Below are 26,502 nucleotides of genomic sequence, written 5' to 3'. Positions count from 1 at the left end.
CGCATGTGCGGTTGAGGTATTTAGATGACCTCAAATCACTGCGCTGATAAGACGAGCAAATCTACGCAGCTTGATAAGGTATGCTTCGCAATGGATCAGCTTCGTTTGGATAGCCTGGATGTTTTTGCGGCGATCGTCAGGTGCGGGGGATTCAGGGCCGCCGCCTTGGAGCGAGGCGTTTCATCATCGGCACTCAGCCAGACAATCAACGCTTTGGAAGAGGCGCTCGGCATCCGCCTGCTCAACAGGACAACAAGAAGCGTTTCGCCGACGGAGGCGGGACAACGTCTCCTGCTGCGCCTCGGTCCAGCATTGACGGACATCCGTCTCGCAGTCGATGACCTCAACCAGTTAAAGGAAAACCCGTCCGGCACCCTTCGTATCAATGCGCCAGGCCCCGCAATCGATCACCTGCTCTGTCCGGCAATGTTCACCTTTATGGACACATACCCGGACATCAAGGTCGAGCTCATCAGCGACGCAGCGGTCATCGACATCGTCGAGCAAGGCTTTGACGCGGGCGTTCGGTTCGGAAAACAACTGGCACAAGATATGATCGCAGTACCGCTGGGACCATCGCTTCGATACGCGATCGTGGCGTCGCCGGACTATATTGCAAAGCATGGCTTGCCTCTGACCCCCAATGATCTCGCCGGCCACAACTGCATTCGACGACGATTTCCCGGCGGCACGCTGGTATCCTGGAAATTTGAAAAGGGCGGAGACGCCCTCGAAGTCTTGCCGGAGGGACGATTGACGGTGAGTTCGGCACACAACGAATTGCAGGCCGCTGTCGCCGGATGCGGATTGGCCCATGTCTTCGAGGACTACGCCACACCCGACCTGACGAACGGCCGGTTGACGGAGGTTCTGAAGGATTGGAGTCCTCTTTTGCCAAGCTGGTATCTCTATTACCCGAGCAAAAGACACTCCAGTGCCGCCATGCGAGAGCTGGTGAGCTTCTTGCGGTCCTACGATTGGAAGCTGTCCCGGATGCCGGCTTAATTGAACGGTCATGACCTACGCCTGACTCGCTTCTCGACGTGAAAGGACAACGCCGACGTTGACAGGTCGTGATCGGCGCGTCCGCGCCATGAATAGTCCTTCCGCTGGCAGTCCTCTCCATCATGCTCGGGATCGACCGGAGCATCTACAATGGCACCCGTCAGCGCCCGTGATATGGATCCTCGGCTCAAGGCCGAGGACGACTGAGAATGCAGCAGCAGCCCTCGCCAAGCTTTCACCTGGCGAGCGCAACTCACCCCGCGAGCTCGATGATCGCGCAGCCGTAGCCCTCGAGATCGAGCCTACCGGCAACCGGTTTTTCGTCATCGAGGAGATCACGGCCAGCGGGAACGCCGCCGATGGCGGCCGACTGGTCGGTGTAGTTCTGGATGAACAGCAACTGGCGGTCGTCATTCATCCGCATGGTCACCTCGACGCCCTCGGGAAGGTCGCCGATCAGCGGCTCGATGCCGAAGGGCGCAAACAGCCGCTCGGCAAGCGCTGCCGTCAGATCCTCGGTGAGATAGGTGCCGACATAGACCACCTGCCCCTTGCCGAGCTTGCGCGACGTCGCCATCGGCTGGCCCTCGGCATAGCGGTTGGACCAGGCCGCAACCACCTCGACATCGCTTGCGATCGCCAGGTTTTCATAGAAATAGCCGCCGACCAGTTCGCGGTTGCCAATCTTGAAGCGGCGTTCGCGGCGGCGCGATTCCGCCGGCTTGTTCGGCGGAATGACAAGCCCGCCCGAACGTTCCATCACATCGAACAGCCCGTTGGCGCTGGGGGCGGCGAGACGGCCGAAATCCTCGACACGTACGCCTGTGAGCTGCGACAGCGAGGTGCCGGGCGCGGTCTCGCGGATGACGTGGTTGTCTTCGTTTCGCGTGCCGGTGCGCGCGCCGATGACGACGGTGCCGCCCTGCTCGGCGAAGGATTTCAGCCTCTCGGTCCATTCGTCCTTCCACATCACCCAATGGGGCACATAGAGCAGCTTCAGCTTGGAAAGATCGTCCTCGGGATGAATGAACCCGCAGGCAATGCCGCGGTCGTAGCAATATTGATGCAGCAGGATCGCATCGTCCTGTGGGCTCGGCAGGCCGATCGGATAGGTCTTGTGGGCTTCCTGATTGTCGAAGTCGGAGCCGGCGATGCCGACATCCATGCGCACATAGGTGCCAAGGATCTTGGGCGCTAGCGCGGTCATCTCGGTGGCGAAGCGTTTCGCCTCGTCATAGCGATGGCGGGCGACGTCGTCGTGGTCGATGATGCCCATCCAATAGATCTCGGCGCCGAAGTGCGCGGGGCGCCAGCGGAAGAACATCAGACCGTCAGCGCCATGGGCGACAGAGGAAAGTGCCATGCGGCGCAGTTCGCCCGGCTCCGGCGTCAGCGTGCAGAAGCCCGGCTGGCTGCCGAAGCCCGATTGCTGCTCAGGCACGATGTAGTTGCCGGAAAAACCACGGCAGATATCGAGGTGCAGCGCCTGGACCTTGGCGTGGTTTCCGAGCCGCTGGAACTCGTCATAGAGCATCGGATAGATGTCGTAGCCGACGAAATCGAGATCGGTGGTGAACTGGCCGCGGAAATCGATATCCCTCAAGCCGCCGAGATTGTGGAAGACGAACCAGGAAGGCTTCACGGCGCGCAGGATCTCCACCTGATCGTGCTGGAAGCGCGCCGTCGAGAAGGCCAGAAAGCGATGATAATCCTGCAGATGGCCGGGGCTCGGAAAGGTCGGGCCGAACTCGATCGGCAGCACCACCTGGTCGAAGCTGTCATAGGCAGTCGCCCAGAAATCGCCGCCCCACGCCGTGTTGAGCTTGCCGATCTCGCCATATCTGCCGGCAAGGAAGGCCTGGAATTCGGTGAGCGTTGCCTTCGAAAAGCTCTCCGGCATGCTGGTGTTCAGCTCGTTGTCGGTCTGCCAGCCGACGACAAAAGGATTGTCACGATAATGCTCGGCCATTGCTTTGGTGATGCGCCGGCTGTGTTCGCGAAAGACCGGACTTGCCGTGTCGCAATGCTGGCGCGAGCCATGGCTCATCGGCCGGCCCTTGCCGTCGACCCTCAGAATCTCTGGATGCGCCACGGTTAGCCAGCGCGGCGGCGTGGCTGTCGGCGTGCACATGATCGTGTCGATGCCGTAGCGCCCGAGCATGGTGATGGCGCGGTCGAACAGATCGAAATTGAAGGTGCCGAGCTTCGGCTCGAGAATATGCCAGGCGAATTCGGCCATCCTGACCACGTTGAAGCCGGCCTTCGCCATGCGCTCGGCGTCGCGTTCCCAATAGCTTTCATCGACGTGCTCGGGATAGTGCGGCGCACCGACGAGAAAGCGGTCGGTCTTGACGGGGTTCCATACGGAGAGGGTCTTGTCGGACACGGTGATGTTTCCTGTGATTATCTGTCGAGGGTCGTCTTGCGGGCGCTGATCGTGCGTCCGCCATCGGGTGAGAAGAGATAGAGTTCGTTGGCATCGAGCTTCAGCGCCACATTCTGGTCGGCAGCAAAGGGCGCGACATAGCTCAGCTGCACCGTGATGTTGCCGGTGCCGCTTTCCGAGGCGATGGTTCTGAGACTTCCGGCGTCGACATAGAGAATGGTTTCGCGCCCGAGATGCTCGACCAGCCGGACCTGACCGTTGATCGCTCCGCCCTGCGCTCCGTCGGCGACCATCGATATGTTTTCCGGCCTTACACCCAGCGTCAGGCTGGCGCCCTTCGCCAGCACCGTCGCCTCCGCCAGTTCTACCGTCACCGGCACGAGGCCCGGCGCCGAAACCGTGACATGGCGGCCGGACACCTCGTCGACGGTAACGCCGAGGAAGTTCATCCGCGGGGCGCCGAGAAAGCCTGCGACGAAGAGATTGTCTGGGTTGCGGTAGAGTTCGAGCGGCGAGCCGACCTGCTCGATCACCCCCTGGTTCAAGACGACGATGCGGCTTGCCATGGTCATGGCCTCCACCTGGTCGTGGGTGACATAGACCATGGTGGCGCCGAGCTCGGCGTGCAGGCTGCTGAGCTCGACACGCATCTGGGTTCGAAGTGCCGCATCGAGGTTCGACAGCGGCTCGTCGAAGAGGAAGACGTCGGGCGAACGGGTGATGGCCCGGCCGATCGCCACACGCTGCCGCTGCCCGCCGGAGAGCTGCTTCGGCCGCTTCTCCAGCTGGTCGGTGATCCTCAGGATCTTGGCTGCGCGCGTCACCGCCACCTCGATCTCGGCCTTCGGCCGCTTGGCCATGCGCAAACCGAAGCCCATGTTCTCCGCCACCGTCATATGCGGATAGAGCGCGTAGGACTGGAAGACCATGGCGATGCCGCGATCGCCTGGCTCCTGTTTGCTGACGTCGCGGCCGTTGATCAGGATCTGGCCGGAGGAGATCTCCTCCAAGCCGGCGATCGTCTTCAAAAGCGTGGACTTGCCGCAGCCGGAGGGGCCGACCATGACGATGAACTCGCCTTGCGCTACGGAAAGATCGATGCCGCGCAGCGCGTGATAGGCGCCGTAATTTTTGTTGATCTGTCGGAGTTCGAGACTGGTCATGCGTCCTGGCTCTCTACTGTTGAAATCGGAACTTCCAAGGGCCTGTTGTCGAGATCGCTCATCCCTTCACCGCGCCCATCGTCAGACCGGCGATGAAGTGCCGCTGCATCAGGAAGAACATGACGACGGGCGGTACGGCGACGACGATGGTGCCGGCGGAAATCAGGTTCCAGGCCGAGACCCACTCGCCGCGAAGATTGGCAAGGCCGGCAGTCACAGGTTTGACGGAGTCGCTGACGGTCAGCACCACCGCCCAGAAGTAATCGTTCCAGATGAAGGTGAAGATCAGGATGGCGAGTGCGGCAAGCGCCGGCCGCACCAGCGGGATCGCCACATGCCATAGCGTCTGGAAGGGAGACGCCCCCTCGGCGCGCGCCGCCTGAAACAGCTCGTCGGGCAGTGCGGCGATGAAATTGCGCATGAACAGCGTCGCAAAGCCGGTCTGGAAGGCGACGTGGAAGATGATCAGCGCTGCCGTGGTATCGATCAGGTCGAGCCGGACCATCAGGTCGCGCACCGGGATCATCATGATCTGGTGCGGCAGGAAATTGCCGCCGACGAACAGCGCGAAGATCAGCATGTTGCCAGGAAAGCGATAGCGCGACAGCACGTAGCCGGCGAGTGTGGAGAGCACCAGCACGCCGATCACTGAGGGAATGGTAATCGTCAGGCTGTTGAGGAAGTAGCGGGCCATCGGCGTCTGTGTGAAGACATCAGTATAATTATCGATGACGCCGATGCCGGTCGGCCATCCCCACAGATTGCCGCCCATGACATCCTCGGTCGAGCGGAACGAGGTGAGGATGATCGCAAACAGCGGGCAGAGCCAGAGCAGGAGGACGATGACGACGGCGAGCACATAGAGACGGCGCTGCCAGACGGCGGCATCGGGAATGGGACGAGGATACATCAGCCTCCCCTTTCTTCGGTATGGATGATGCGGCTGAGATACCAGACGATGAAGACGGCCATGATCACGAACAGCACCGAAGCGATCGCCGCGCCGTAACCGAAGCGGTAGGAGAAGATCGACTGCTCGAACATCTGGTAGGCGAGAACCGAGGACGAACCGAACGGGCCACCGTTCGTCATCACCGACACCATGTCGAAGGACCTGAGCGCCCCGACGACGGTGACAGCAATGGCGATGAAGGTGACCTGGGTCAGCTGCGGCAGCACGATGTGCCACAGCATGTTCCAGCCCCTCGCCCCGTCGACGCGCCCCGCCCCGATCAGCTCTTCGCTCAAATTGTTGAGGCCGGCGAGATAAAGCACCATGCAGAAGGTGATCTGCGGCCAGAGTGCTGCAATCACGATGGCGAAAGTGACGAAATGCTCGTCGGAGAGAACCGCCGGCGCCGTCGCCCCGAACGCCCTGAAGATCAGCGCCAGCAACCCGAACTCCGGCGTATAGACCCATGTGAAGACGACGCCGACCGTCACTGAGGCAAGCACCAGCGGAATGAAGAACAGCGACTTCAGGAATCGCATGCCACGGATTTTCTGGTTGACCAGCAACGCGATGGCGAGCCCGAGAGGTGGTGCCGCCATGAACATCACCAGCCAGATCAGGTTGTTCTTCAGCGATACGTAGAATTGCGGATCGTTGTAAAGCTCGACGTAATTACCGAAGCCGATCCACACCATCGGGCCGAAGCCATCCCAGTCGTGCAGGCCGATCCAGAGACTTCTGACCGCCGACAGCAGGATGACCGTGAAGAACAGCACGATCGCGGGCGCGATGAGCAACGTCGGGGTAAGCCACCAACGCTGGCGGCGCCATAATGTCTGCATTTCTGGAGCCTCATGTTAGAGGTGCGGAGCCTTCAAGCTCAACTGCTGACAAAGCCGCCAACCTTTCTTTCGTCATGCTCGGGCTTGTCCCGAGCATCTGCCCACGTCGATGCGCAGCAGATCCTCGGCACAAGGCCGAGGATGACGTCGAGTGACGGGCGCAGCTCGGCAACAAGCTGGGCTGCGACGCCCGAGTTAGATCTTGTATATTCGCTTACGCGTGCCTTCGAGGCGCGTCAGGATCGCCTTCCGTCGCTCGGGCTTGGCCATGAACTCCTGGAAGCCGACGAGACCTGCCTGCGCCATGTCGGGGTCGCTGTCGCGGTCGTAATATTGCGACGTGCCCTGCACCGTCTTCATCGTCTCGACGGCGACGTTGACCAGAGGATCTTTGCTCGGCGGCAGATCGCTGCGTGGCGGCACGTTGCCGCCCGGCTCCAGATAGGCCGCCAGATTCTCCGGCTTGTAGAAATAAGCGAGGAAATCACGTGCTCCCTGCTTGTTCTTGGCCTTTGCGGGAATGTGGATCGAATTAACCGAGAACTCCTCGAAGTGGCCGACCTTGGCGTCGAGCACCGGGAAGGTCGCATAGGAGAGCTGCGGCAGATCTTCGGCGGTGAAAGCCGAGCGCAGGAAAGCGCCGAGGTTCATCATGCCGGCCTTCTTCTGCGCCAGCAGCGCCGCGGCCTCCTGCCAGCCGAAGGACGTATGGTTCTCCGTGAAGAACCCCTTCGAAATCATCGCCTCCCACTGATCGAAAACCGCCGTCAACGCGGGATCGAGATAGCTCATCTCGCCGTTCATCAGCGCCATATGCTTGTCGAGGCCGTTGATGCGAAGGTTCATCTGGTCGAACCAGCCGGCCGCCGGCCACAATTCCTTGGTGCCGATCGCGACTGGCGTGATGCCCGCGGCCTTGCACTTGTCGCCATAGGCCATGAACTCGTCGGCCGTCTTCGGCACGGTCAGACCATGCTGCTCGAACACATCCTTGCGGTAGAACATGCCCCAGAGCGTGCCGCCGGTGGGAAGGCCATATTGCTTGCCCCCGTCGGTGACGGCGCCGGCCGTGGCACCCAGCACGTCCTTGTACTTCTCCTTCTCGAAAAGGTCGGAGATGTCGTCAAACAGGCCCCGCTTGACGAAGGCGCGCATGCGGTTACCCGAAAACCAGGAGCAAATGTCAGGCGCGCCGGCGACGAGATAGTTGCGGATGGCCGTCTTGTGGGCCTCGTGGTCCATATTGTTGATGACGACGTTGACGCCGGCTTCCTTGCTGAAGCTCGCGGCGATCGCCTTCAGCGCGTCGAGCGCTGCGCCATTGTTTTCGGCCGAGATGATCGTGACCTCTTGGGCCTGCGCGATCGCAGGGATGGGAAAGCTGCCGCTGACCGCTGCGGCGGAAACCATGCCCGCGCCTTTCAGGAAGCTTCTGCGGGTCGTCGACGGAAATTGCTTCGAAAATGCCATTGAATTCCTCCCAGTTGATCGATCAAACACCACCTTCCCGGCACCTCCTCCACGAAGCGCTCGATCAGGTATTCAACGCTGCGATCCACCCGCGATCCCGGCATATAATCCGCCTAGCTCAGTTGATCGGCGGCCAAACTTATGCATAGATCGAACCAGCCTGCAATAATTAATTTACAAAATTAAGGAACTCAATCGTGAAGCTGAAAGGCGACCAGACCACGGCGAGAGCCATGAACCGACGCCTCATCCTCAACCTCCTCCGTCGCGAGGGGCCGAGGAGCCGTGCCGACATCGCCACCGTGATTGGTTTAAGTCCCGCCGCCGTCACCTTCGTCGTCGCCGATCTTTTGGAGGAAGGCATCGTCAGCGAAGGGAAGACCGTTCCCGGCCTCACCGGCCGCCGCCCGATCCCGGTGGATATCAACTATGAGCACGCGCTCGCCGTCGGCTTTAAACTGATGGTCGATTCGGTGGAGTGCGTGGCAACCGACCTTGCCACCAACCCCGTCGCCGCCATGCGGGTGAGCCTCGACGGCCACGACCCCGATAAGGTCGCCGACCTGCTGGCGGGCACGGTTCCTGAACTGGTGAAGCTCGCCGGGCGGCCGAACGCGAAACTCGCCGGCATCGGCATCTCCATGCCGGGCGTCATCAATCACGAACAGACGGCCTGCGTGCGCAGCCATCGCTTCAGCTGGGATAACGTCCCCCTGGCCTCGCTGGTCGCAAGCCGCGTCCATGTCCCGGTCTGGCTCGAAGACGACACCAACGCCTATGCCATCGCCCAGCAGCTCTTCGGGCTCGGCCGCCAGCATCGCAACATGGCGGTTCTCGCCGTCGGCGTAGGTATCAGCTGCGCGCTTGTCGTCGACGGCAAGCTCTACCGCGGCGCCAATGGTGCTGCCGGCAAATTCGGCCACACTCTCTACGAAGAGAACGGCCGGCTCTGCGAATGCGGCAAGCGCGGCTGTCTTATGGCCCATCACTCCGAAGCCTCGATGCTGAGACGCTGGCGGGAGGCGACTGGCCGCGAGCAACTGGGACTGCCGGACCTGACGGCTGCGCTCGCATCAGGTGATGCCGCGGCTCTCGCCCTCGTCGCCGATTCCGGCCGCGGCATCGGCACCGCCCTTGCCAATCTCGTCAACATTACCGATCCCGAAGTCATCGTCGCCGGCGGCGAAGCCGTCTCCCTCGGCGACCCTTTCTTGACGCCACTGCGCGAAGCTCTCGCCGCCCGGACCTTCCGAACCGCCCCGCCCCTCTTGCCCGACTGGGAGGACAATTCCTGGGCCCGAGGTGCCGCCGCCCTGGTCACCCAGAAAATATTCGACTTCGAATCCTCCGGCGGCATCACCGACATCGCCAATCTTACCGGCGTCAGAGCCGTGGACTCATCGCCGGCCGCCTAATTCAGGCAATGGCGTCACCCACGTTCCCTTATTCCTGTGCTTGTCACAGGAATCCAGCCACGGCGCGTCCGCGCCGTGATTGACTCTGCTGCAGGAACAAGTCTCCCGCGCCCAGGGACCTGGGCGCACTGGATCTCTGTGACGAGCACAGAGATGAGGGAGATTGGGTTGGTGGTCTCGCCAACCCCGCACCGCCTCTAAGTAGGACCACGTCAGAGCAGCCTCACAACCGATCGCGCAGCAGATACACTGGCTTACAAAAATAGGGGTCCGCAGACACATCCCTGGTTCAATCATCGACTTAAATCCCGATACGGCCAACCGGTCGGAAATGGTCAATTCAGGAAGGATGACGACATGAAAATGATCCAGGCTATCGCGCTCGCCCTTGTTCTCGGCGGCGCAGTGACAGCACAAGCGGAACAGCCGCTACAGCGCACCGATCTCATCAAGAACGATATCGATGTGCCCGGCCACGAGGTCGTTCAGGTGCGCGTCGATTTTGCGCCCGGCGTTCTCGCCCCCAATCATTCGCATCCCGGCGAGGAGATCGCCTTCGTCATCGAAGGAACGCTGGAATACCAGCTCGAGGGCAGGCAGCCGGTTACCCTTAAAGCCGGCCAATCCTTGTTCATTCCCACGGGCGTCGCTCACTCTGCGAAGAATGTCGGCAGCGGCAAGGCTTCGGAATTGGCGACTTACATCGTTCGTAAAGGGGCGCCGCTCGTCGTGCCTGCCAAGTGAGCCTTTCGTATAACCAGTGATCAGGCCGGCACCACCTTCTTCCATTCCTGTGCTCGTTGCAGGAATGGAGGGAACGTGGATCTGGCTGCCGTTGAGAGGAATTGGCTTTGCCGACGCCGCCCCTCGGACCCGCTTATTAGAAGAGGGTTGGCTCGTCATCGAAGGCGCGCCCGACATCTGGCTCGATGGCCATCTCTATCGGCTGAAGCCCGGCGACGCCGTCGGATTTCCTGCCGGCACCGGGATCGCCCATAGTTTCCTCAACAACACGCAAGCCGAAGTGCATCTCCTCGTCGTCGGCGAGCGCCACAAGGCCGAGAACCGCATTTTCTACCCGCTCCACCCTCACCGCAGACCGCTGCATAATGATTGGTGGGATGACCATCCCACCCATGCCCTCGGTCCGCATGACGGGACGCCGGATCTGGTGCGGGAAGCAAAGGGCCGAGGAAACAACGAATAGATCAGCCGGGCCGATAGCCGGCCGCAATGGCGGCTTCGCGCAAAGCTGAGACCAACGCTTGCTTGAGCTTCGACAGTTATCAACTCACGCCAGCCAACCGCAACAGCTCGTCATTTTCCTGCGCAACGCCTTCGGTCAGTCGGGCGGCGGCAATCGGGGGAAGCCAGCCCAGAATGCCGCTGACCTCCGATCCGGTGACCGAGGCGTAAGCTTCGACATAGCCCATCGCCCGGTCCGGCATCGCGTGGTGCAACAGCACGTATGTTCGGCAGACATCGGCCAGAGGATTGCCACAGCACGCGTCGAGCCAGTCGACGATCATCAACCCCTGCCCTGAGCCGTGGATATTCCAGGGGTGGAAATCGCCGTGACACACTCTGTCGCCATCTGGCAGGGATTCGAGTTGCGCCAGAAGCCGCTTTCTGAACGCAGAATCCAAGTGCTCGGCCCGGCGGATCCTTGCGGAAAGCCTCGCCATCAGAGACGGCAACCCGTCGCCTGGTTTTTCGTGAATGCTTCGATGCAGTTGCGCCATGTCTTCAAGCGGCACCCTTCCTGCCGTCGAGACGAATTGCTCGGCAAAACAGGAACTGGGCGCGCGATCCATCAACACGCCCCAGCGCCCATCGAATTCACCGACCGCGTGGACCTTTGGCGCCGGCAGCGCAAGCCTCTCAAGGATCGACAGGTTCGCGGCCTCCCTGAATGACGACGCCTTGGAGGCGGCTCGCCTGTACAGCTTCAGCGCCAAGGCGCCATATTCGAAGACCTCGGCCTCTTTGCCCGAACCAAGGATCCGACCGATTTCAGTCATTGCGGTGCCTCCATCTGAAGTCAGGACAGCTCGCGGAATTGTCGCAATCACCGTCATCGCAATCTGCCATATCGGCGAAAACAGTGGAACGAATGTCGAGGCCTGCTCCCGCCGCCGCCACAAGATCGGCGCCAATCCGCCCGAAGGTATTCAGATCTGGCTACTTCATCAGGCCGAAAGACTTCGCATGACGCGGACAGAAGGCTGGCCTGGGAGCGTTGTCCATCAAGGTCACATATTGCTCAAAGGATGGAATGAGCCTGAGCTTGACGGCCAAGGCATAGCAGTCGTCGAGATTATCTTTGCTCTTGAAGCATTTGTTGACAGATTGGATTTTGCCGGAAACGTCAGGCTCCATGTACTCACCGAAGAGACCATCCGGGATTCCGTGCTGGCGCAACTCGCCCCCGAATTGCTTTTCATCCTTTCGAGAGTAAATCGCAAGCGCGATAATATGGTTGCCCAATTGCTCCACCACAAGCTCTCTACTGAGCGGGAAGTATGACGGCGGAATAATCGATGCAGCGCTGATTGCGCCATAAAGCGCATTAAGTGCTACCGTATTGCCCTTGCGTGCCTCTTTCCACATCGCTTGCCAAGCTTGCGCACAATCGCCTTGCCTAAACTGTCTTCCAACTTCTTTTTCCCAAGCCTGCATATTTTCCTGGTTTGCAGCGGCGATTGCAGGAGATGACAGTATAAAGCAGGCGGACAAGAAGACTGAAATGAATGGCCCGATCAGAAAACAACGAATGAAATTGCGCATGATAATTTCCACCCCAATAAAATCTCCGGTCGCGCACTTGGAGTCATAGAAGTCTTTGTGTTTTTGCTGCGGCGAAATTCAATTGCGTCATACTGATTTTGTCGCAGGGTTAATTCACGTCGCGTCAACGTCGCGGCGCACGGATCGCGCAGGCGAGCCCTGCAGGCCACAACAAAGCCCGTCGGTCGGACGTGTCATTCCCTTGTCGCGCATCGACCCGCGGCATAATCTTCTGGGCAGCGGCCGCGCTACGATATCAGGGCAGCCACGACGGTATCGCGTGCCGGGCAAATGAGTCACGATGGGAGGCAATCCGCCGCGTCTGAGATTGTTAGGTTTCTCAATATGCCGACAGCAAATTGCGATCGCGGCGATAACCCACGCATGATGACGTTTATAGCAACGGATCGGAACCCAAATGTCCACCGCCACTTTGCCTGAACCGCCATACTACATGGTCAGTTTTTCGTCTCAACGAACAAAGGTCGACAACGGCTATGGCGAGATGGGTTATGCGATGACGGAACTTGCAAAACAGCAGCCGGGCTATCTCGGCTTCGAAAGCGCTCGAGGGGCAGACGGTTTCGGCATACTCATCTCATATTGGAAGGATGAGGACAGCATTCGAGCCTGGAAATCTGTCGTCGATCACGTTCAGGCGCAGGATCGCGGTCGGTCAGACTGGTATACTCGGTACGAAATCCGTGTTGCGCTCGTCGAGCGAGCCTATTGATTCAATATTGAAGAGACATGAGTTGGCTTGTTGAAGAGAGTTCTGCGACAGCCCAAGAGCAGATTCAATCTCCTCATGCTCAGATGCTGGGTGACTTCACGGCCGAATTGGCGAAGCGCCTTATTCGCCTGCCGGCACCTCCCCCGCTTAAGAAGAGGACGCGGTAGCGGTCTCGCCCTCCTAAACTTATCTTCTGTAAAGCGACTGGAAGGCCTACCGCGCAAACCTGCGGGCGCCGGCCACGCAGAGAATGACGGCAACAGTCACGGCGAGCATGGCTGAGGTCACGGGCTCGTGCAGCAGGGTTGCCGCGAGCGCTAGGCCGAAGAACGGCTGAAGCAGCTGCAATTGGCCGACCGCCGCGATGCCGCCCTGAGACAGGCCGCGATACCAGAAGATGAAGCCGATCAGCATGGAAAACAGCGAGACATAGGCAAGGCCGAGCAGCGCCGGCGTTTCGATGCCGGAGAAGGTTGCCGGCCGATGGAAAAGTGCCACCGCGACCGTCACCGGCAGCGACAGCACGAGCGCCCAGGAAATCACCTGCCACCCGCCGAGCGTGCGTGACAGCCTGCCGCCTTCGGCATAGCCGAGGCCGCAGACGACGACAGCCGCCAGCATCAGCAGATCGCCGACCGGCGAGGCCGTCAGGCCCTGCGTCAATGCGAATCCCGCCACCAGCGCGCTGCCGAGAACCGAAAAGACCCAGAATGCCGGCTTCGGCCGTTCTCCGCCACGGATCACGCCGAAGATCGCGGTTGCGAGCGGCAGCAGGCCGATGAAGACGATCGAATGGGCCGACGTAACATGCTGCAGCGCCAGCGCCGTCAGCAGGGGGAAACCGACCACGACACCGAGCGCGACGACCGCCAGGGAGAGGATATCACCTCGGCTCGGCCGCTTCTCTCTGAAAGCAATCAGCAGGCCAAGCGCGAGAAAGCCGGCGATCGCCGCACGTGCCACGGTGAGGAAAACCGGATCGAACTGCATCACCGCCACGCGCGTCGCCGGCAGCGATCCGCTGAAGATCACCACCCCGATAAAACCATTGATCCATCCCGATGCCATGCGGTCCATGATGTGCTGCACTCCTTCATTCTGACTCTTATCGGCCAACACGGATGGTCATGATAGTGACAATCTGATACGATTTTGCGAAACTGTAGTGATGCAGAAAGCAGTACAGATGAACGAGGGACGCACACGCGTAGAGATGGTCGTCGCGACGATCAGGCAGCGCATCGCCGGGCGCAGCCTGACACCGGGCGCAAGACTGCCTTCCGTCCGGGGGCTGGCCGCGACGTTGAAGCTGTCGACTTCGACCGTCGTCGACGCTTATGAGCGGTTGGTCGCCGAAGGCGCGATCCTGGCAAGACCAGGCTCGGGATTCTACGTCGCCAACCAGGCAGCGCCCTTTGCACTTGCCGAGACTGGCCCGAAGCTCGACCGCGCGGTCGATCCGTTCTGGATATCGCGGCAATCGCTGGAAGCCGGCGAAGCCGACCTGAAGCCCGGCTGCGGCTGGCTGCCGCCCTCCTGGCTGCCGGGAGACGGCATGCGCAGCGGGCTCAGAACACTTGCCCACGCCGATGGGCCGGCGCTTGCCGACTACGGCTCGCCGCTCGGCTTGCCGCAACTGCGCCAGCTGATTTCCCGCCGCATGGGCGAACGGGGGATCGAAGCCTCTCCCGACCAAATCATGCTGGCCGATTCCGGCACGCAGGCAATCGATCTGCTCTGCCGTTTCCTGCTGGAACCCGGCGACACCGTGCTGGTCGACGATCCCTGCTATTTCAATTTCCATGCGCTGCTGCGCGCCCATCGGGCAAAGATCGTCGGTGTGCCCTACACGCCGTCCGGTCCCGATATCGATGTATTTGCCAAAATCGTCGCTGATGAACGTCCGCGGCTCTACATCACCAACTCTGCCATCCACAATCCGACCGGCGCAACCTTGTCTCCCGTTACGGCTCACCGGGTTCTAAAACTCGCCGACCAGTTCGACCTGACCATTATCGAGGACGATATCTTCGCCGATTTCGAATATACGCCGGCACCCCGCCTTGCCGCCTTCGACGGGCTCGAGCGAGTCATTCACATCGGCAGTTTCTCGAAGACCCTGTCAGCCTCGGCCCGCTGCGGTTTCGTCGTGGCGAAACCGGAATGGATAGACGGCCTGACAGACCTGAAGATCGCCACCTCCTTCGGCGGCGGCCGGCTGACGGCGGAACTGGTGCTGAACGTCTTGAGCGACGGCAGCTATCGCAAACACATGGAGACGCTGAGACACCGGCTCTCCCGGGCGATGAGCGAGGTCTCGGCCAGACTGAAGAATCTCGGCATAACGCCTTGGCTGGAGCCCCAGGCCGGAATGTTCCTCTGGTGCCGCCTCCCCAACGGCATCGATGCGGCTGATGTGGCGCGGGCCGCACTCGAAAAGAGGATCGTTCTGGCTCCCGGAAACGCATTCAGCCTGTCGCAATCGGCAACGAATTTCATGCGCTTCAACGTGTCTCAGATGCTCGATCCGCGAGTGTTCGAGGTGTTGGGCAATGCGCTGGCAAGAAGAGGATAATGGAAGGTGGGCGGTAACGGATCAAGCGCCCTCTTCTCGCGGGGTCCACCAACGGTGATTGTTTAGGAGCGGTATTCACCAACGTCCCTCATCCTGAGGCGCGTAGCCCGGAGGGCGAAGCCTCGAAGGACACGCCGCAACGCAGCTCCTTGCATGCATCCACGCCGGCGCGCCCGCCTCGCCCTTCGAGGCCCCTGCGGGGCACCTCAGGATGAGGCTCTCTTGGGTGCCGCCCAACCATCAAAACGACCGGTGAACCGCCTTGTCGTTGGCAAGACGCGTCACGCAACCTTCGAGCTTGGCGAGCAGCAGATCGAAGTCGAGCGGCTTCGTCAGATAGTCCGCCGCTCCGCCGCGCAGGCCGGCCAGCGTGTTTTCCCGGTCGGTCAGCGCCGTCAGCAGGATGAAGGGGATATTGGAGAGCTCCGGGTGATTGATCTGAATTTCCGCCAAAAGCTGGTGCCCGTCCATGACAGGCATCGAAATGTCGCTGATGACGATATCGGGCCACTTCGACAGGATCATTTCCAGCCCCTCGGCGCCGTTGGAAGCCTCGAGCGTCTTGTAGCCGGCTTCGCTCAACTCTTCGACGAGCAGGTTCCGGATCTCGACTTCGTCTTCTATGCACAGGACGGTAACCATGAGCTCTTCCTTAAGCTGCGACTTGTTGATCCGACAGTAGAAACTCTATTGGCAGAAGAATGGTGAATGTTGTGCCTTTGCCGAGTTCGCTCGTCACCTCGACGGTGCCGCCATGCAACTCGACGACCTGTTTGACGACGTTGAGGCCGATGCCCGTTCCGGCAATACCCGTCGCGCTGCGGGCGCGATAATAGGGCTGGAACAGCTTCGGCAGATCGTCCGCATCCATGCCGATGCCGCTGTCGGAGATGGCGATCTCCACCGTCTTCTCATCGGCCTGGGCGCGAACATGAATGTCAGGCGCGTTGGGCGAATATTTGACGGCGTTCGAAATCAGGTTGGTGAAGACCTGCTCCATCGCGCTGCGGTCGAACGTCAATACATCCGGTATCGGCTCGAGATCGAGATGGAACACATGCGAGCGGCTGAGATGGCGCTGTCTGTCGCAGCAGGCGACAAGCAGGGCTTTCAGATCGCCTTCGCTGCGCTTCAGTGTGATCTGTCCGGTTTCGAGCCGGCCGCTGGCGAGAATGCTCTCCATCAGATCGACGATGCGCACGACCGCGCTTCGGATCACGCCGGCTTTTTCGTGAACGTAATCGCCGCTGACGTTGGTCGTCGAGCGGCAGAGCCGCTGGGCAGCGGCGTCGATGATGGCGAGCGGCGTGCGAAACTCGTGCGAAGCCATGGCGACGAACTGGCGCTGGAGCGCATTCACCTGGCGTTCGTGCACCAGCAGGCGATCCAGTTCCTCTCTCTGCCTTTCGATCTCGGCCGTTCGATCGACCACCATCTCTTCCAGATGGTTGCGGTGGTGGGTGAGCTGCGCCTGGCTGTCCAGCAGGGTCACCGAGGTGCGATGCAGACCTCGTCCGAGCCAGAAGACGACGGCAATCAGCAGCGCAAGGCAGCCAAGTCCCGCCGGCGCAATCTGCTGAAGCAGCATGAATCCGGGCAGAATTGGCGGCCACACGAGATAGCCGATCGTGCCGCCGTCATGGGACGGCACTGGCACTTGCGCCCGCTCGTCCTCCCCTTTCGAAGGCGCGAAATGCAATCCTTCGAGCCGCGCGTAATGGGCGATGCTTTCTGCAGCTTTTCCATCGATGAACTTGACAGAGATGGCGATGAACTCCTGGCCCGCCTCGATCTGCATCCGGGTCGAGCTCGGCAGAATAGGACGCGCGCTGGCAATTGCCGGCCGGTTGCCGATCATGATCGTCCGAACCGCGGCCAGTTGCCCGAGCGCTTCGGCGCCGGGTTTTGCAGCCGGCTCGACGAGAACGGCGCGAATCTCTCCGGCGAGAGCGGTCACTTCTCGGCCATCGTCGTCACCGAGCCGCGGCGGCACGGCATCCGCGCCGTCGCGGAACGCAAACATCAGGCGATTGGTATCGTCGAAGATATAGGTCCTGTCGTGCCCGAAATACCGGCTCGTCCATTGGCCGACATTGTCGAGCAGCCATTCATGGTTCCGCTGCTTGGCATAAAGGAAGGCATCGTCCCATTTGGTCACGCTTTCCTGCTCCCGGGGAAGTGCCGCGATCTGCTCTTCCAATCCTTGGCCGACGAAGTCGGCCTGTCGGCGCAACGAGAGATCGTCGACCTTCACCGCGGCGAGCCACGCAAATCCGCACAGCAACACAGCCGCCGCGCAGGTGAGCGTCACCAAGACGAATGTAATGTGGGATGTGAGCCCGACCTTCAATACCTGCAACCTTTTGATGGCGCCCGCTGCCGAGAAACTGACACGCAAAGGTTGACGGACCGTGAATTATGCGCTCCCGTGTGGCTCTGCGGCAGGTGCCCCATAGCCATTCCGCAATCGTTGAAGGAGAAGCACATGGATGCAGCAGCAGCATCGGATACGTTGGGCATCAGGATCGAACCGATCGCTGCCGTCCATATCGACAGCTTTCATCGTACGCTTGACGTGGTCGCGCGGGAGAAAAAATACCTGTCCATGCTGGAAGCAACGCCGCTGCCCCAGACGCGTGAGTTCGTGATGGGCATGATTGCAAAAGGCAATCCGCAATTCGTTGCCACCGCTGAAGGCGAGGTCGTCGGTTGGTGCGACATCAGCCGGCATTTCTTCCCGTCGCGCGCCCATCGCGGAAGGCTGGGGATGGGGGTCCTTCCCGCCTATCGCGGCAGAGGTCTGGGACGAAGGCTCATCGAGACCACATTGAAAGCGGCGCAGGAAGCCGGTTTCGTCAGGGTCGAACTCGATGTTTACGAAGACAACGCCGGTGCTATCGCTCTCTACGAAAAGGTGGGATTTGCGCCTGAAGGCATCGTCCGTCGTGCGGCGTGCATCGATGGCCGGTTCATCGATGCGATCAGCATGGCGCTTTTGTTCGATGAGCGCGGCTTCTCATAGATCCTGGTATCGCCATCGATTTCTGAAAAAGCCCCAGCAAGCCCGACTGATCAATCATTTGGCCTGGAATTGGAAAAAACGCCCTTCGCGCAATTAAAGCTTGTCGCGTGGCGAGTGATAGAGCACTTCCGAGGCCTTCCAATCAGCAAACAATAAGCAGAATCGACGCGGGAGGCTGGCAGTGGCGCACCAAATATCGGCGTGCCACCCACCGATAGAATCGACAGATGGCCGAAGCGGCCGTCGCCCTCCGGGGTCCAGCCGAATTTCCTTGTCCAATCCGTATACGCGCTGTGCATCCGAACCAACAAACTCTATCCCAGATCAATGATCCTGAGCCGGTGTGCGACGGCTGCGGCCGCGCCCCGGCTGGAGACGGAAAGCTTGCTCAAAATGTTAGACACATGAACGCTCGCCGTTTTCGAGGAAATGAATAGATTCTTCGCGATCTCCCGATTGCTCTGGCCAGCCGCGACTAGCCGGAGGACCTCGAATTCCCGATCTGTCAGGCCGAGGGGCGCCTTCGGCGCCCCCTCATCCTCTTCATCACGTAAATTAATACGCGCTTTTGCAGCGAGGGCTTCAATCTGGTTGGCCAAAAGGCGGGCGCCGATCGAATGAGCAAGCTCCGCACCGTGCCTGAAATGGCGCGCTCCACTCGCCCGCTTGCCGGCGCTCACTGCGGCGGCACCTGCCTGCATAAGGGCGTACGCCTGCCGAAAGGGCTGGTTCAATCCAGCCCAGCTTTGGGCAACCGCAGCCCATCCATCGAGATCAGAAACCGTGGCGCGCGACATCTCAGCCAAAATCGCCAGCCTCTCGGTCTGCTCTACCATATTTCGGAATGGGGTCTGACCGGCAAGCTCGGCCAGTTCCAGAGCAACGTCTCTCTGGTTCGTATCGACGGCAACGCGGATGGCGGAAGCCAGGAGCGGCCAGGAGGCGCTCCCTCGCTTCTCCAGATGAGCCAGAGCAGATCTCACCAAAAGCGCCGACTGATCCATGTCACCTGATAAAGCCGAGCTTTCAATGTCAAATTTCAGAAGGTTGGCTGCCATACGGCTGGCAACTTGAGGCCCCGGCGGGAGAGCCCGCAAGGATCTTGCCGCTGCAGCAATTCGATCCGCATCCCCTAATGCCAAGGCGATCTCGGCTTGGCATTCGAAGACGTGAACAAGCCCCAATGGCAGCGGATCCAGCGCCGCCATCCGTTCGCATGTCTCAGTGGCTTCGGAGACATGGCCCAAGACCAAGAAGGCGCGGCAAAGGGGCGAACCGACCAGTGCTCCTATATACCGTGCCTGCCCGAGCTCGACCGTCCGCGCAAAAATTGCCGGTCCGATCTCAATGATCTGACCATATTCTCCTGCGTCGAGCAGCGCCTGCAGCAGTGCTGCGCCCGCAAGAATCTCGACTCGGCCTATGGACACCTGCTCCGCCCGCATTGCGACGGTCCGATGGGCATCGATGCGAGACACGTTCGGCGCCCTGTCCAGCGACGCCGCAATGATTAGGGCCTCGATACGGTATTCCTCATCGTCGAGCCTCTCCGCCAAATCCCTCAGTTCCTCGCCCAAACACCTGGCGCGATCGAACTCTCCCCGTAAAATCAGCGCACGGGAAAACTGCCCGAGGGCATCAGCGCGCAACCTTGTGGGACGGACTGCATGATCGAGCGCGTGCTCAAGGTCTGCGATCTCGCCTGGGAGAAGCGCGTGCTGACGCATTACCGCGCGCTGCAGAAGAAGCGCCGCCAATTGCTCGCCATCGCCGTCGGCATCCAGTGCGGCGAGCGCGCGTTCGACAAAGGCGAGCCCCTGCTCCGCCTCCGCTGCCCAGCAGGCGGCGTCAGCAGCGAGTTCCAACACCTTGCAATGGTCGACGCCGATCAATCCAGTCGCATCTTCGACCTCCGGCCACTCCGCTAACACGAGCTTCAGCATCTCCATCTGGTCTACATAGGCGAAAGTGGCAGCGGCTTCCGCCGCAGCATGCCAGGCCCATTTCAGGCAACGTTCTGCTTGGCCGGCGCCGTGCAGATGACGCGCGAGCGCTACGGAATGCCAAATCCGGTAGCTTGGAACCGGTCCGCGTTCGAGCACGTCGGCATAGAAGCGATGGATGGCCACCTTTTCGCCGGCGATCAGGTCGCCCCGCACAGCGTCCTGGATGAGCGCGTGGCGGAACGCATATCCATCACGATCGGCCGCCACGACCCCCGCCGAAATCGCGGGGCGCAACAACTCCGCGAGCTCGAGGTCGGGTTTGTTCGCCACGTTGCGAAGTAGCGAATGGGTAATATGCGGTCCGCCGAGCGCCATCACTTTCAACAACTCGGCCGTGGATGCCGGCAGGTCTCTCACGCCTCTCAGCAGGTAATCGTTGAGCGAGCCTGGAACATCTGTGCGCAAGCTTCCGCTCGCATCGATAAGTGCTTCGGTGAACAGCGGGATTCCGCAGCCCCGCAAATTGACGCTGTTTGTCATAGCAGGCGTTGGCGGCGACCCGAGCAGGCCCTGGAGTTGCGTGGCGATCTCCGCGCGGGTGAGGCGAGGAAGTTTCAGCACTTCACAACCCTCGGAAAGAGAGAGGTCCACGATGGTTGTCCGCAATGCGTTGGGGCCGTTCGCCTCCTCGGGCCGATAGGTGACGATCAGCATGAACCGAATTTTCTTCAGCCGCGTCGAAAGAAAGCGAAGCAAATCGCAGGTTCCCTGATCGGCCCAGTGAATGTCCTCGATGACCAGAACGAGCGGCATCTCGCGCGCCAATTCCTCGAATAACTTTCGAAGTGTCTCGAACAGCCGTGACCTTGCGATGCCCGCATCAAATCGCTCAGAGGTTTCGCCGAGTTCGGGAAGAAGCCACGCCAGTTCTCGGGCACCCTCGCCACTGACAAGCGATCCGACTGCGGACTGGCCGCGCAGACGAACCAATTCATGCAATAGAGCTGTAATAGGCGCGTAAGGTAAGGCCGATTCCCGTTGCTCAATGCACCCACCTTTCAGGATCAAGGCCCGGCCTGAGAGTCGGTCGGCGAACTCGTCGACCAGCCGGCTTTTTCCGCCACCTGCTTCTGCCCCGAGTAGAATGCAACATAGCCGACCGCCAGAGACATCTCGGAAAGCGGTTTCCATGGAATTGAGTTCTGCGGCTCTGCCCGAAAACCGCGCCCTTTTACGGAAAGTCGACACAAAATGCTCCGATACCTGGAGTTCGAGATTGCAGAGATGAAGCCATAATCATCCCATGTGCACAACCGGCAGCAGCCTGCCCGATCCCGACGGTTAGTGCCGCCGACTAGATGCGCTCAGTCGGTTCGACTGGATTTTTCTGCCCCCGGACATGCATTTCAAAGCGGTCCTACTCAATATGCCCGATGCGGCACCCCCACCTTAGGCGCAGTATGCGGACATGAAGAGAACGTCTGAACGCGGGCGATCGGGTAACCGCCTGACGCTGCCCACCTCTTCTTGGACCAGGGCATATGAAACGAAGAAAGGAGCGGTTGGATGAAACTTTACTTTGCGCCCGGATTCACCAGCTTGGCGGACCACATCGCCATGCTGGAGGCTGGAATTCAATTCGACCTGGTCAAGGTCGACCTGGAGACGAAGCAGCTTGAAGGGGGCGGCCGATACATGGACATCAATCCGACGGGCTATGTGCCCGCCCTTATGTTCGACGATGGCGAGGTGCTGACCGAAAATGTTGCCATCCTGGCTTGGATCGCCGACCGCGCACCGGAGTTGGCACCGCAGGGTCATCTGTGCCGCGTCCGCCTGCTCGAGATGCTGAGCTTTATCGCAACCGAGATTCACAAGCGCTTTCCCACCTACCTATCGCTTCCGGAGGAAGTCCGGGAGCCGACGGGCCAGCAAATAGTGCACTGGTTCGGCTTCGTCGCCGGCCGACTTGAGCGGGGTTATCTGTTCGGAGAGACCTTCACGGTCGCTGATGCCTATCTTTTCCAACTCGCCTGGGGCGCGGCTCAACTCGGATTCGCTCTGCCCGAGCCGTTAGGCGAATACATCGCCCGGATCGAACAAAGGCCGGCGGTGCAAGCCGCGCTGCACCGCGAGGGCTTGGCATGAGTGGGCTGATGATCCGCACTGACGGGGTCGAGCTCGCGACGCAGAGCTTCGGCAATCCGAACCAGCCGCCGTTACTTCTGATCATGGGCGGAATGGCGTCGATGCTGTGGTGGCCGGAGGAATTCTGCCGTCGGCTCGCCGAACGCGGTCGTTTCGTGATCCGCTACGACCAGCGCGATTCCGGCCTTTCGACCAAATATCCGCCTGGTCGGCCCGGCTACACCTTCGAGGACGCCGTCGATGACGTTTTCCGTGTGCTCGACGGCTACGGAATCCCGAGCGCTCATATCGTCGCCTTTTCCCTCGGCGGCATGGTCGGGCAGGTGGCCGCACTGAAGAGCCCGGAACGCGTGCTTTCCCTAACGGCGATCAGTACCTCGCCGGTCGGTGTGGACACATCCCATTTCCCTCCGAGCGGCGAGGCCTGGCTGGAACATATGGCCGTGGAGGCGGACTGGTCGGACCGGGCGGACGCGGTCGCGTACCTGGTCGAGGATGCGCGCCTGACTGCCGGAACGGCACGTCCATTCGACGAAGCCGGAACTCGAGCCTTCCTCGAACGGGATTTCGACCGCTCCGGAGGCTATCTGAGCGCCACCAACCACAGCGTTCTCTTTGAAATTGGCGAGACATGGCGGGGGCGGCTCAACGAGATGAACGTGCCGCTTCTCGTCCTTCACGGCACCGCCGATCCGGTCTTTCCGTCGACGCACGGAGAAACACTCGCGCGGACTGTGACAGACGCGAAGTTCGTGAAGATCGAAGGTGGCGGTCACGAACTTCATCCCGCAGATTGGGAAGAGATCATTTCCGCCGTCGACGAACACGTCGAAAGATCGATGTGCGTCTAGTAACAGAGACAAGCCAATTGGAGATAGAGATATTGCGTCGTGCCCGGCCACTCTCCCTATCGGGCGAAAGCCTCGAAGGGATTCTCGTGGGTCAGGCGCATCAGGGTCCCGTCGTCTATGCCCCGCCGTTTCAACTCGGGCAGCAAGACCGTGGAAAGATGGGTGTAAGGCTTGGGTGTTCCGCCCATCGGCAGCGCCGGATCGAACCAGCCCCGGTCATGACTCAATAACAGGCGATCGCCGCAGCCCGCTTCCAGCGCCTTGATCACCAGCTCTGCCACCTCGTTGTCCTCGCCCCGGCCGACATGGTCATATTCGATCCAGGCGCCTCGCTCGGCGACGGCGACGTTATAGGCGAAGTCCGTTTCTTCCTGCGTATGGATCGAGATGAACCTGTCGGCCCTGTAGCCCTCCGCCTCGATGACATCGAGCTGATCCATGACGACCCGTCCCCTGATCGTATGACTGCCGATAACGGCGTCTGTCTGCGCCGCGGCGCGCGCGGCTGCCCGCAGGATTTTCGTCTCGAGCGCCGTCATGCCGTCATCGCCGGCGCTGAGCTTGATCCAGCCCGCCTGGAAGCCGGTCTCGCCGATCTGCTCGGTCAGCTCGGCAAGCATCCACGCCTCCAGTTCCTTCTCGGAAGCATGGCGAACCCATTCGGGAATCCAGGGCTCGCGGTAATTGCCGGTGGGAACGACGATCGGAAAATCCGTCGCGAGCGACACGGCAAGATCGATATCCGCGCGGCGCCCGACGCCGCCCGTCGAGCATTCGACCAATGCCGTCACACCGAGCTTCTTGATCCGTTCGATCTCGGGGGCCATCAGCCGAACGACGTCTTCGATCTCAGCTTCGGCATAACCGGGCTGGTCGGGCGTCCTGAGGTCGACGAAGACATGCTCGTGCGGCAGGATCATCCCAAGTTCGGATTTGCTCTTGGGCCCGAGCGTCGTGCGCAGATGTTTCAAAGTCTCTCCCCCGCGATCATACCGGCTTTGCCTACAGGCATCGACTGACACTGCCGCCAAAGTAGATCGTCACGTAACGAAATCAATCGCTCACTCGGTTGAAATTCCCGCAACCTGATCCTTGATGTCGACTTCCGACTTGCTGGCAGGCCGCCTGTCGCTGGGGAAGGATATGCTGCATTGGCCTCTTCAACGTCGCATCGCGGCTACTTCCCCTTCCCCTCCTTGCCCTGCGCCGGCCGGCTGATCGCGCGGACCTTGCCGCTGGCGCCGCCACCGCAAAAGAAGCAGTCGGCGCCGTCGGATTCGAGGCCGGAAACGCCGGTTCCCTCGGGCATCTCCAGCCGCTCCAGCACTTCGCCGGTTTCGGGGTTGATGCGCCTGACGTCGCTGTCATCGCCCTCCCAGGTACCGTGCCAGAGCTGGCCATCGACCCAGGTGACGCCTGTCACGACGCGGTTGGATTCGATGGTGCGGAGGATCTTGCCCGTCTCCGGGTCGATCTGATGGATCCTGCGGCCGCGGTGCTGGCCGACCCAGAGCGAGCCCTCGGCCCAGGCAAGGCCGGAATCGCCGCCATTGCCGGGCGCCGGGATGGTGGAAAGGATACGTCCGGTCTTCGGGTCGATCTTGTGAATGACATCCTCGGCGATCTGATAGAGAAACGTGCCGTCGAAAGCCGTTCCGGCATGGGACGCAACCTCGATCGAGCGCACCACCTCGCCGCTTGCGGGATCGAGCGCGTTCAGCCTGTCGCCCGAGGCGAACCAGACATGCTCACCGTCGAAGGTGACGCCGTTGACGCGCTCGGCGCCGGGAAAAGGTCCATATTCACGAATGATCGTCGCAGCCGATTTTTTCATCTCTTCCATCCTGTTCGCCCGTAGGGCCATCTTCATCGGTCAGGCCATACTAGTCGCTTAGCAAAGGTCCCGGGAGTAACAAGATCGTCGGGAAACCGGGCAGCGGCGGGCTCATCCAGCGCCGCGCCCGTCCACGCCCGAAGGATTGCACTTTGGCCTCCCCGGCAAGCGAATCCAGCGCCCGCTGCACGGTGCGCGGGCTGGCGCCGAGCGCGATCGCCAGCGCCGAGCTCGACCACGCCTCGCCATCAGCGAGAAAGGCGAGCACCGCCCCATGCTGGCCTTCGACCAGCGGCGCCAGCACGACGGTCTCGCCGGCTCGCCGCGGCGAAAGCGCAAAACCGCGTTTCGTCGCCGAAACCTCGGCGAGCGCCCGCAGCTCGGCGCGCAACCGGCCGATCTCGACGCGCAGCCGGGCACGATGCGATTCATCGGCATGTTTCCCGCGGAAGGCGCGCGCGACGAGCGTGCCCCTGGCCATGTCCCCCGGCGAGGCTTCGGCGAGCGCTCGAGCGAGCGCAAAGAGCACCGGCCGCGTTGCCAGCGACACGGAAAGCTGATCGTCTCGCACGACATGGCGGCAGGCATCGACGACGAGCGCACCCGAGCCTAGCAATTCTTCCACCTCCTCAAGCCGTAGCGGGCTTTCCCGCCAGCGCGAGATCAGCCGTGCCACGGGTGCGTTGAGTACGGCGGCGGCATTTTCCACTTCCGCCGTCAATACGGGCATACCGGCCTCGCGCGCCGCCTGCCTCGCCCTATCAAGCGCCGCACGCGCCGCTTTCGTCTGCAGGCGCCGGATCGCGATACCCGCCACCACCAGCTCGTGGGCAGCCCTTGCCGCCGGCGGCAGCGGCGTCGGGTCGAGTGTTTCGAGTGCCCGCTCGGCCTCGTCGAGCCGGCCGATCAGCACCAGCCGGCGAAGCTCGACATTCCTGGCATGGGCGGCATTGACCCTGTCGCCGTGCGCTTCGAGCACCTTGCGCGCGCCCTCCAGCGCTTTGGGCGGCCAGGTGAGATCGCGCGAGACCAGCGCGATCTCGGCCTCGGCGACCACGCAGCGGGCGCGCGCCACCGCCTCCCGCGGACCGAAAGCACGCGCCGCACTCTTCAACAGCGCCTTGGCACGGACGAGATCGCCGAGCTGCGCCATCGCAATGCCGCGCAGCGCCAGCGCCGGCGCATCATCGCGCAGCGCCACACGCTTCAGCGCGCCGAGCGCATCTCCCACTGCCAGCGCCCGCGCCGCTGCCGTGATCAGCGAGTCCATTCAAATCCCGTCACACTTGTCACTCCCACCATTTCCCCACCCGGCCTTAGATTTGTCGTCGACCGGCAAGCAAGCCTGCGCCGGATGCTACGACGAGAGACAG

The 26,502-nt window shown here is 61.2% G+C and carries 22 protein-coding genes and 1 pseudogene; 9 read left to right on the top strand and 14 right to left on the bottom strand.

Annotated elements, in window-relative coordinates; genetic code table 11:
- The first annotated feature begins 24 nt into the window (after window positions 1-24).
- A complete protein-coding gene (locus HFO71_RS03625) occupies window positions 25-1,005 on the top strand; it encodes a LysR family transcriptional regulator (RefSeq protein ID WP_168259861.1) in 981 nt (326 codons plus the stop codon).
- A gap of 253 nt (window positions 1,006-1,258) precedes the next feature.
- Here the strand turns inward: HFO71_RS03625 and HFO71_RS03620 are convergent, their stop codons facing one another.
- From HFO71_RS03620 to HFO71_RS03600, 5 genes are all read right to left on the bottom strand, one after another.
- Window positions 1,259-3,391 (bottom strand): beta-galactosidase, encoded by a 2,133-nt coding sequence (locus tag HFO71_RS03620; RefSeq protein ID WP_168259862.1) that lies wholly within the window; start codon window positions 3,389-3,391, stop codon window positions 1,259-1,261.
- Between the two features lie 17 nt (window positions 3,392-3,408).
- Window positions 3,409-4,554, bottom strand: coding sequence for an ABC transporter ATP-binding protein (locus tag HFO71_RS03615; RefSeq protein WP_168259863.1), 1,146 nt, complete (start codon window positions 4,552-4,554; stop codon window positions 3,409-3,411).
- Between the two features lie 58 nt (window positions 4,555-4,612).
- A complete protein-coding gene (locus HFO71_RS03610) occupies window positions 4,613-5,464 on the bottom strand; it encodes a carbohydrate ABC transporter permease (protein ID WP_003541045.1) in 852 nt (283 codons plus the stop codon).
- Window positions 5,464-6,348, bottom strand: coding sequence for a carbohydrate ABC transporter permease (locus tag HFO71_RS03605; RefSeq protein ID WP_132610025.1), 885 nt, complete (start codon window positions 6,346-6,348; stop codon window positions 5,464-5,466). The genes HFO71_RS03610 and HFO71_RS03605 overlap by 1 nt, the downstream gene beginning before the upstream one ends.
- Before the next feature lie 195 nt (window positions 6,349-6,543).
- Window positions 6,544-7,818, bottom strand: a complete 1,275-nt coding sequence (locus HFO71_RS03600; protein WP_132610027.1) for an ABC transporter substrate-binding protein — start codon at window positions 7,816-7,818, stop codon at window positions 6,544-6,546.
- 197 nt (window positions 7,819-8,015) lie between these two features.
- Between HFO71_RS03600 and HFO71_RS03595 the strand changes: the two genes are divergently transcribed.
- The 3 genes and pseudogenes from HFO71_RS03595 to HFO71_RS03585 form a co-directional block, all read left to right on the top strand.
- Window positions 8,016-9,233, top strand: coding sequence for an ROK family protein (locus tag HFO71_RS03595; RefSeq protein ID WP_168259864.1), 1,218 nt, complete (start codon window positions 8,016-8,018; stop codon window positions 9,231-9,233).
- A 357-nt stretch (window positions 9,234-9,590) separates the two neighbouring features.
- Window positions 9,591-9,977, top strand: coding sequence for a cupin domain-containing protein (locus HFO71_RS03590; RefSeq protein ID WP_025395128.1), 387 nt, complete (start codon window positions 9,591-9,593; stop codon window positions 9,975-9,977).
- A 139-nt stretch (window positions 9,978-10,116) separates the two neighbouring features.
- Window positions 10,117-10,440, top strand: a pseudogene (locus HFO71_RS03585) (cupin domain-containing protein); the annotation flags it as partial.
- Between the two features lie 79 nt (window positions 10,441-10,519).
- On the opposite strand, the gene HFO71_RS03580 reads toward HFO71_RS03585, so the two are convergent.
- Both HFO71_RS03580 and HFO71_RS03575 read right to left on the bottom strand, forming a co-directional pair.
- Window positions 10,520-11,254, bottom strand: coding sequence for a phosphotransferase family protein (locus HFO71_RS03580; RefSeq protein ID WP_168259865.1), 735 nt, complete (start codon window positions 11,252-11,254; stop codon window positions 10,520-10,522).
- A 160-nt stretch (window positions 11,255-11,414) separates the two neighbouring features.
- Window positions 11,415-12,020 (bottom strand): hypothetical protein, encoded by a 606-nt coding sequence (locus HFO71_RS03575; RefSeq protein ID WP_206987791.1) that lies wholly within the window; start codon window positions 12,018-12,020, stop codon window positions 11,415-11,417.
- A gap of 418 nt (window positions 12,021-12,438) precedes the next feature.
- Here HFO71_RS03575 and HFO71_RS03570 point away from each other — a divergent pair, with 418 nt between their 5' ends.
- Window positions 12,439-12,753 (top strand): antibiotic biosynthesis monooxygenase family protein, encoded by a 315-nt coding sequence (locus tag HFO71_RS03570; protein ID WP_168259867.1) that lies wholly within the window; start codon window positions 12,439-12,441, stop codon window positions 12,751-12,753.
- A 213-nt stretch (window positions 12,754-12,966) separates the two neighbouring features.
- Here HFO71_RS03570 and HFO71_RS03565 read toward each other — a convergent pair whose 3' ends face one another.
- Window positions 12,967-13,830 (bottom strand): DMT family transporter, encoded by an 864-nt coding sequence (locus HFO71_RS03565; RefSeq protein WP_168259868.1) that lies wholly within the window; start codon window positions 13,828-13,830, stop codon window positions 12,967-12,969.
- 88 nt (window positions 13,831-13,918) lie between these two features.
- On the opposite strand from HFO71_RS03565, the gene HFO71_RS03560 reads away from it, so the two are divergent.
- On the top strand, window positions 13,919-15,328 hold the full coding sequence (locus tag HFO71_RS03560; RefSeq protein WP_221987528.1) for an aminotransferase-like domain-containing protein: 1,410 nt from the start codon (window positions 13,919-13,921) through the stop codon (window positions 15,326-15,328).
- A 240-nt stretch (window positions 15,329-15,568) separates the two neighbouring features.
- On the opposite strand, the gene HFO71_RS03555 is transcribed toward HFO71_RS03560, so the two are convergent.
- The gene (locus HFO71_RS03555; protein WP_003560657.1) at window positions 15,569-15,970 is read right to left on the bottom strand and encodes a response regulator; all 402 of its coding nucleotides are present in this window, start codon (window positions 15,968-15,970) and stop codon (window positions 15,569-15,571) included.
- A 10-nt stretch (window positions 15,971-15,980) separates the two neighbouring features.
- On the bottom strand, window positions 15,981-17,726 hold the full coding sequence (locus HFO71_RS03550; RefSeq protein ID WP_221987527.1) for a sensor histidine kinase: 1,746 nt from the start codon (window positions 17,724-17,726) through the stop codon (window positions 15,981-15,983).
- Between the two features lie 87 nt (window positions 17,727-17,813).
- Here HFO71_RS03550 and HFO71_RS03545 point away from each other — a divergent pair, with 87 nt between their 5' ends.
- On the top strand, window positions 17,814-18,350 hold the full coding sequence (locus HFO71_RS03545; RefSeq protein WP_168259871.1) for a GNAT family N-acetyltransferase: 537 nt from the start codon (window positions 17,814-17,816) through the stop codon (window positions 18,348-18,350).
- Between the two features lie 314 nt (window positions 18,351-18,664).
- Here HFO71_RS03545 and HFO71_RS03540 read toward each other — a convergent pair whose 3' ends face one another.
- Window positions 18,665-21,544, bottom strand: coding sequence for a helix-turn-helix transcriptional regulator (locus HFO71_RS03540; protein ID WP_221987526.1), 2,880 nt, complete (start codon window positions 21,542-21,544; stop codon window positions 18,665-18,667).
- 318 nt (window positions 21,545-21,862) lie between these two features.
- On the opposite strand from HFO71_RS03540, the gene HFO71_RS03535 reads away from it, so the two are divergent.
- Window positions 21,863-22,444, top strand: a complete 582-nt coding sequence (locus tag HFO71_RS03535; RefSeq protein WP_168259873.1) for a glutathione S-transferase N-terminal domain-containing protein — start codon at window positions 21,863-21,865, stop codon at window positions 22,442-22,444.
- Window positions 22,441-23,295, top strand: a complete 855-nt coding sequence (locus HFO71_RS03530) for an alpha/beta fold hydrolase (protein ID WP_168259874.1) — start codon at window positions 22,441-22,443, stop codon at window positions 23,293-23,295. Before HFO71_RS03535 ends, HFO71_RS03530 begins: the two co-directional genes overlap by 4 nt.
- Before the next feature lie 56 nt (window positions 23,296-23,351).
- On the opposite strand, the gene HFO71_RS03525 is transcribed toward HFO71_RS03530, so the two are convergent.
- The 3 genes from HFO71_RS03525 to HFO71_RS03515 form a co-directional block, all read right to left on the bottom strand.
- The gene (locus HFO71_RS03525; protein WP_168284893.1) at window positions 23,352-24,266 is read right to left on the bottom strand and encodes a phosphotriesterase family protein; all 915 of its coding nucleotides are present in this window, start codon (window positions 24,264-24,266) and stop codon (window positions 23,352-23,354) included.
- A 206-nt stretch (window positions 24,267-24,472) separates the two neighbouring features.
- Window positions 24,473-25,129, bottom strand: coding sequence for a Vgb family protein (locus HFO71_RS03520; protein ID WP_168259875.1), 657 nt, complete (start codon window positions 25,127-25,129; stop codon window positions 24,473-24,475).
- A 49-nt stretch (window positions 25,130-25,178) separates the two neighbouring features.
- Entirely contained in the window at window positions 25,179-26,399 is a 1,221-nt protein-coding gene (locus tag HFO71_RS03515; protein WP_168259876.1) for a helix-turn-helix domain-containing protein, read from the bottom strand.
- Between the last annotated feature and the right edge of the window lie 103 nt (window positions 26,400-26,502).

The organism is Rhizobium laguerreae (genome assembly GCF_019778565.1).
In the GTDB taxonomy this organism is placed as follows: domain Bacteria; phylum Pseudomonadota; class Alphaproteobacteria; order Rhizobiales; family Rhizobiaceae; genus Rhizobium; species Rhizobium laguerreae.
Note: the sequence above shows the minus strand (reverse complement) of the source record. Positions and strands in the feature narration are given on the sequence as shown.

Bases quoted from the DNA above. Each gene is read 5' to 3' on its own strand.
- HFO71_RS03625 (WP_168259861.1), top strand. From the start codon at position 25: ATGACCTCAAATCACTGCGCTGATAAGACGAGCAAATCTACGCAGCTT.
- HFO71_RS03615 (WP_168259863.1), bottom strand. From the start codon at position 4,554: ATGACCAGTCTCGAACTCCGACAGATCAACAAAAATTACGGCGCCTAT.
- HFO71_RS03610 (WP_003541045.1), bottom strand. From the start codon at position 5,464: ATGTATCCTCGTCCCATTCCCGATGCCGCCGTCTGGCAGCGCCGTCTC.
- HFO71_RS03605 (WP_132610025.1), bottom strand. From the start codon at position 6,348: ATGCAGACATTATGGCGCCGCCAGCGTTGGTGGCTTACCCCGACGTTG.
- HFO71_RS03600 (WP_132610027.1), bottom strand. From the start codon at position 7,818: ATGGCATTTTCGAAGCAATTTCCGTCGACGACCCGCAGAAGCTTCCTG.
- HFO71_RS03590 (WP_025395128.1), top strand. From the start codon at position 9,591: ATGAAAATGATCCAGGCTATCGCGCTCGCCCTTGTTCTCGGCGGCGCA.
- HFO71_RS03580 (WP_168259865.1), bottom strand. From the start codon at position 11,254: ATGACTGAAATCGGTCGGATCCTTGGTTCGGGCAAAGAGGCCGAGGTC.
- HFO71_RS03575 (WP_206987791.1), bottom strand. From the start codon at position 12,020: ATGCGCAATTTCATTCGTTGTTTTCTGATCGGGCCATTCATTTCAGTC.
- HFO71_RS03570 (WP_168259867.1), top strand. From the start codon at position 12,439: ATGTCCACCGCCACTTTGCCTGAACCGCCATACTACATGGTCAGTTTT.
- HFO71_RS03565 (WP_168259868.1), bottom strand. From the start codon at position 13,830: ATGGACCGCATGGCATCGGGATGGATCAATGGTTTTATCGGGGTGGTG.
- HFO71_RS03555 (WP_003560657.1), bottom strand. From the start codon at position 15,970: ATGGTTACCGTCCTGTGCATAGAAGACGAAGTCGAGATCCGGAACCTG.
- HFO71_RS03545 (WP_168259871.1), top strand. From the start codon at position 17,814: ATGGATGCAGCAGCAGCATCGGATACGTTGGGCATCAGGATCGAACCG.
- HFO71_RS03535 (WP_168259873.1), top strand. From the start codon at position 21,863: ATGAAACTTTACTTTGCGCCCGGATTCACCAGCTTGGCGGACCACATC.
- HFO71_RS03530 (WP_168259874.1), top strand. From the start codon at position 22,441: ATGAGTGGGCTGATGATCCGCACTGACGGGGTCGAGCTCGCGACGCAG.
- HFO71_RS03520 (WP_168259875.1), bottom strand. From the start codon at position 25,129: ATGAAAAAATCGGCTGCGACGATCATTCGTGAATATGGACCTTTTCCC.
- HFO71_RS03515 (WP_168259876.1), bottom strand. From the start codon at position 26,399: ATGGACTCGCTGATCACGGCAGCGGCGCGGGCGCTGGCAGTGGGAGAT.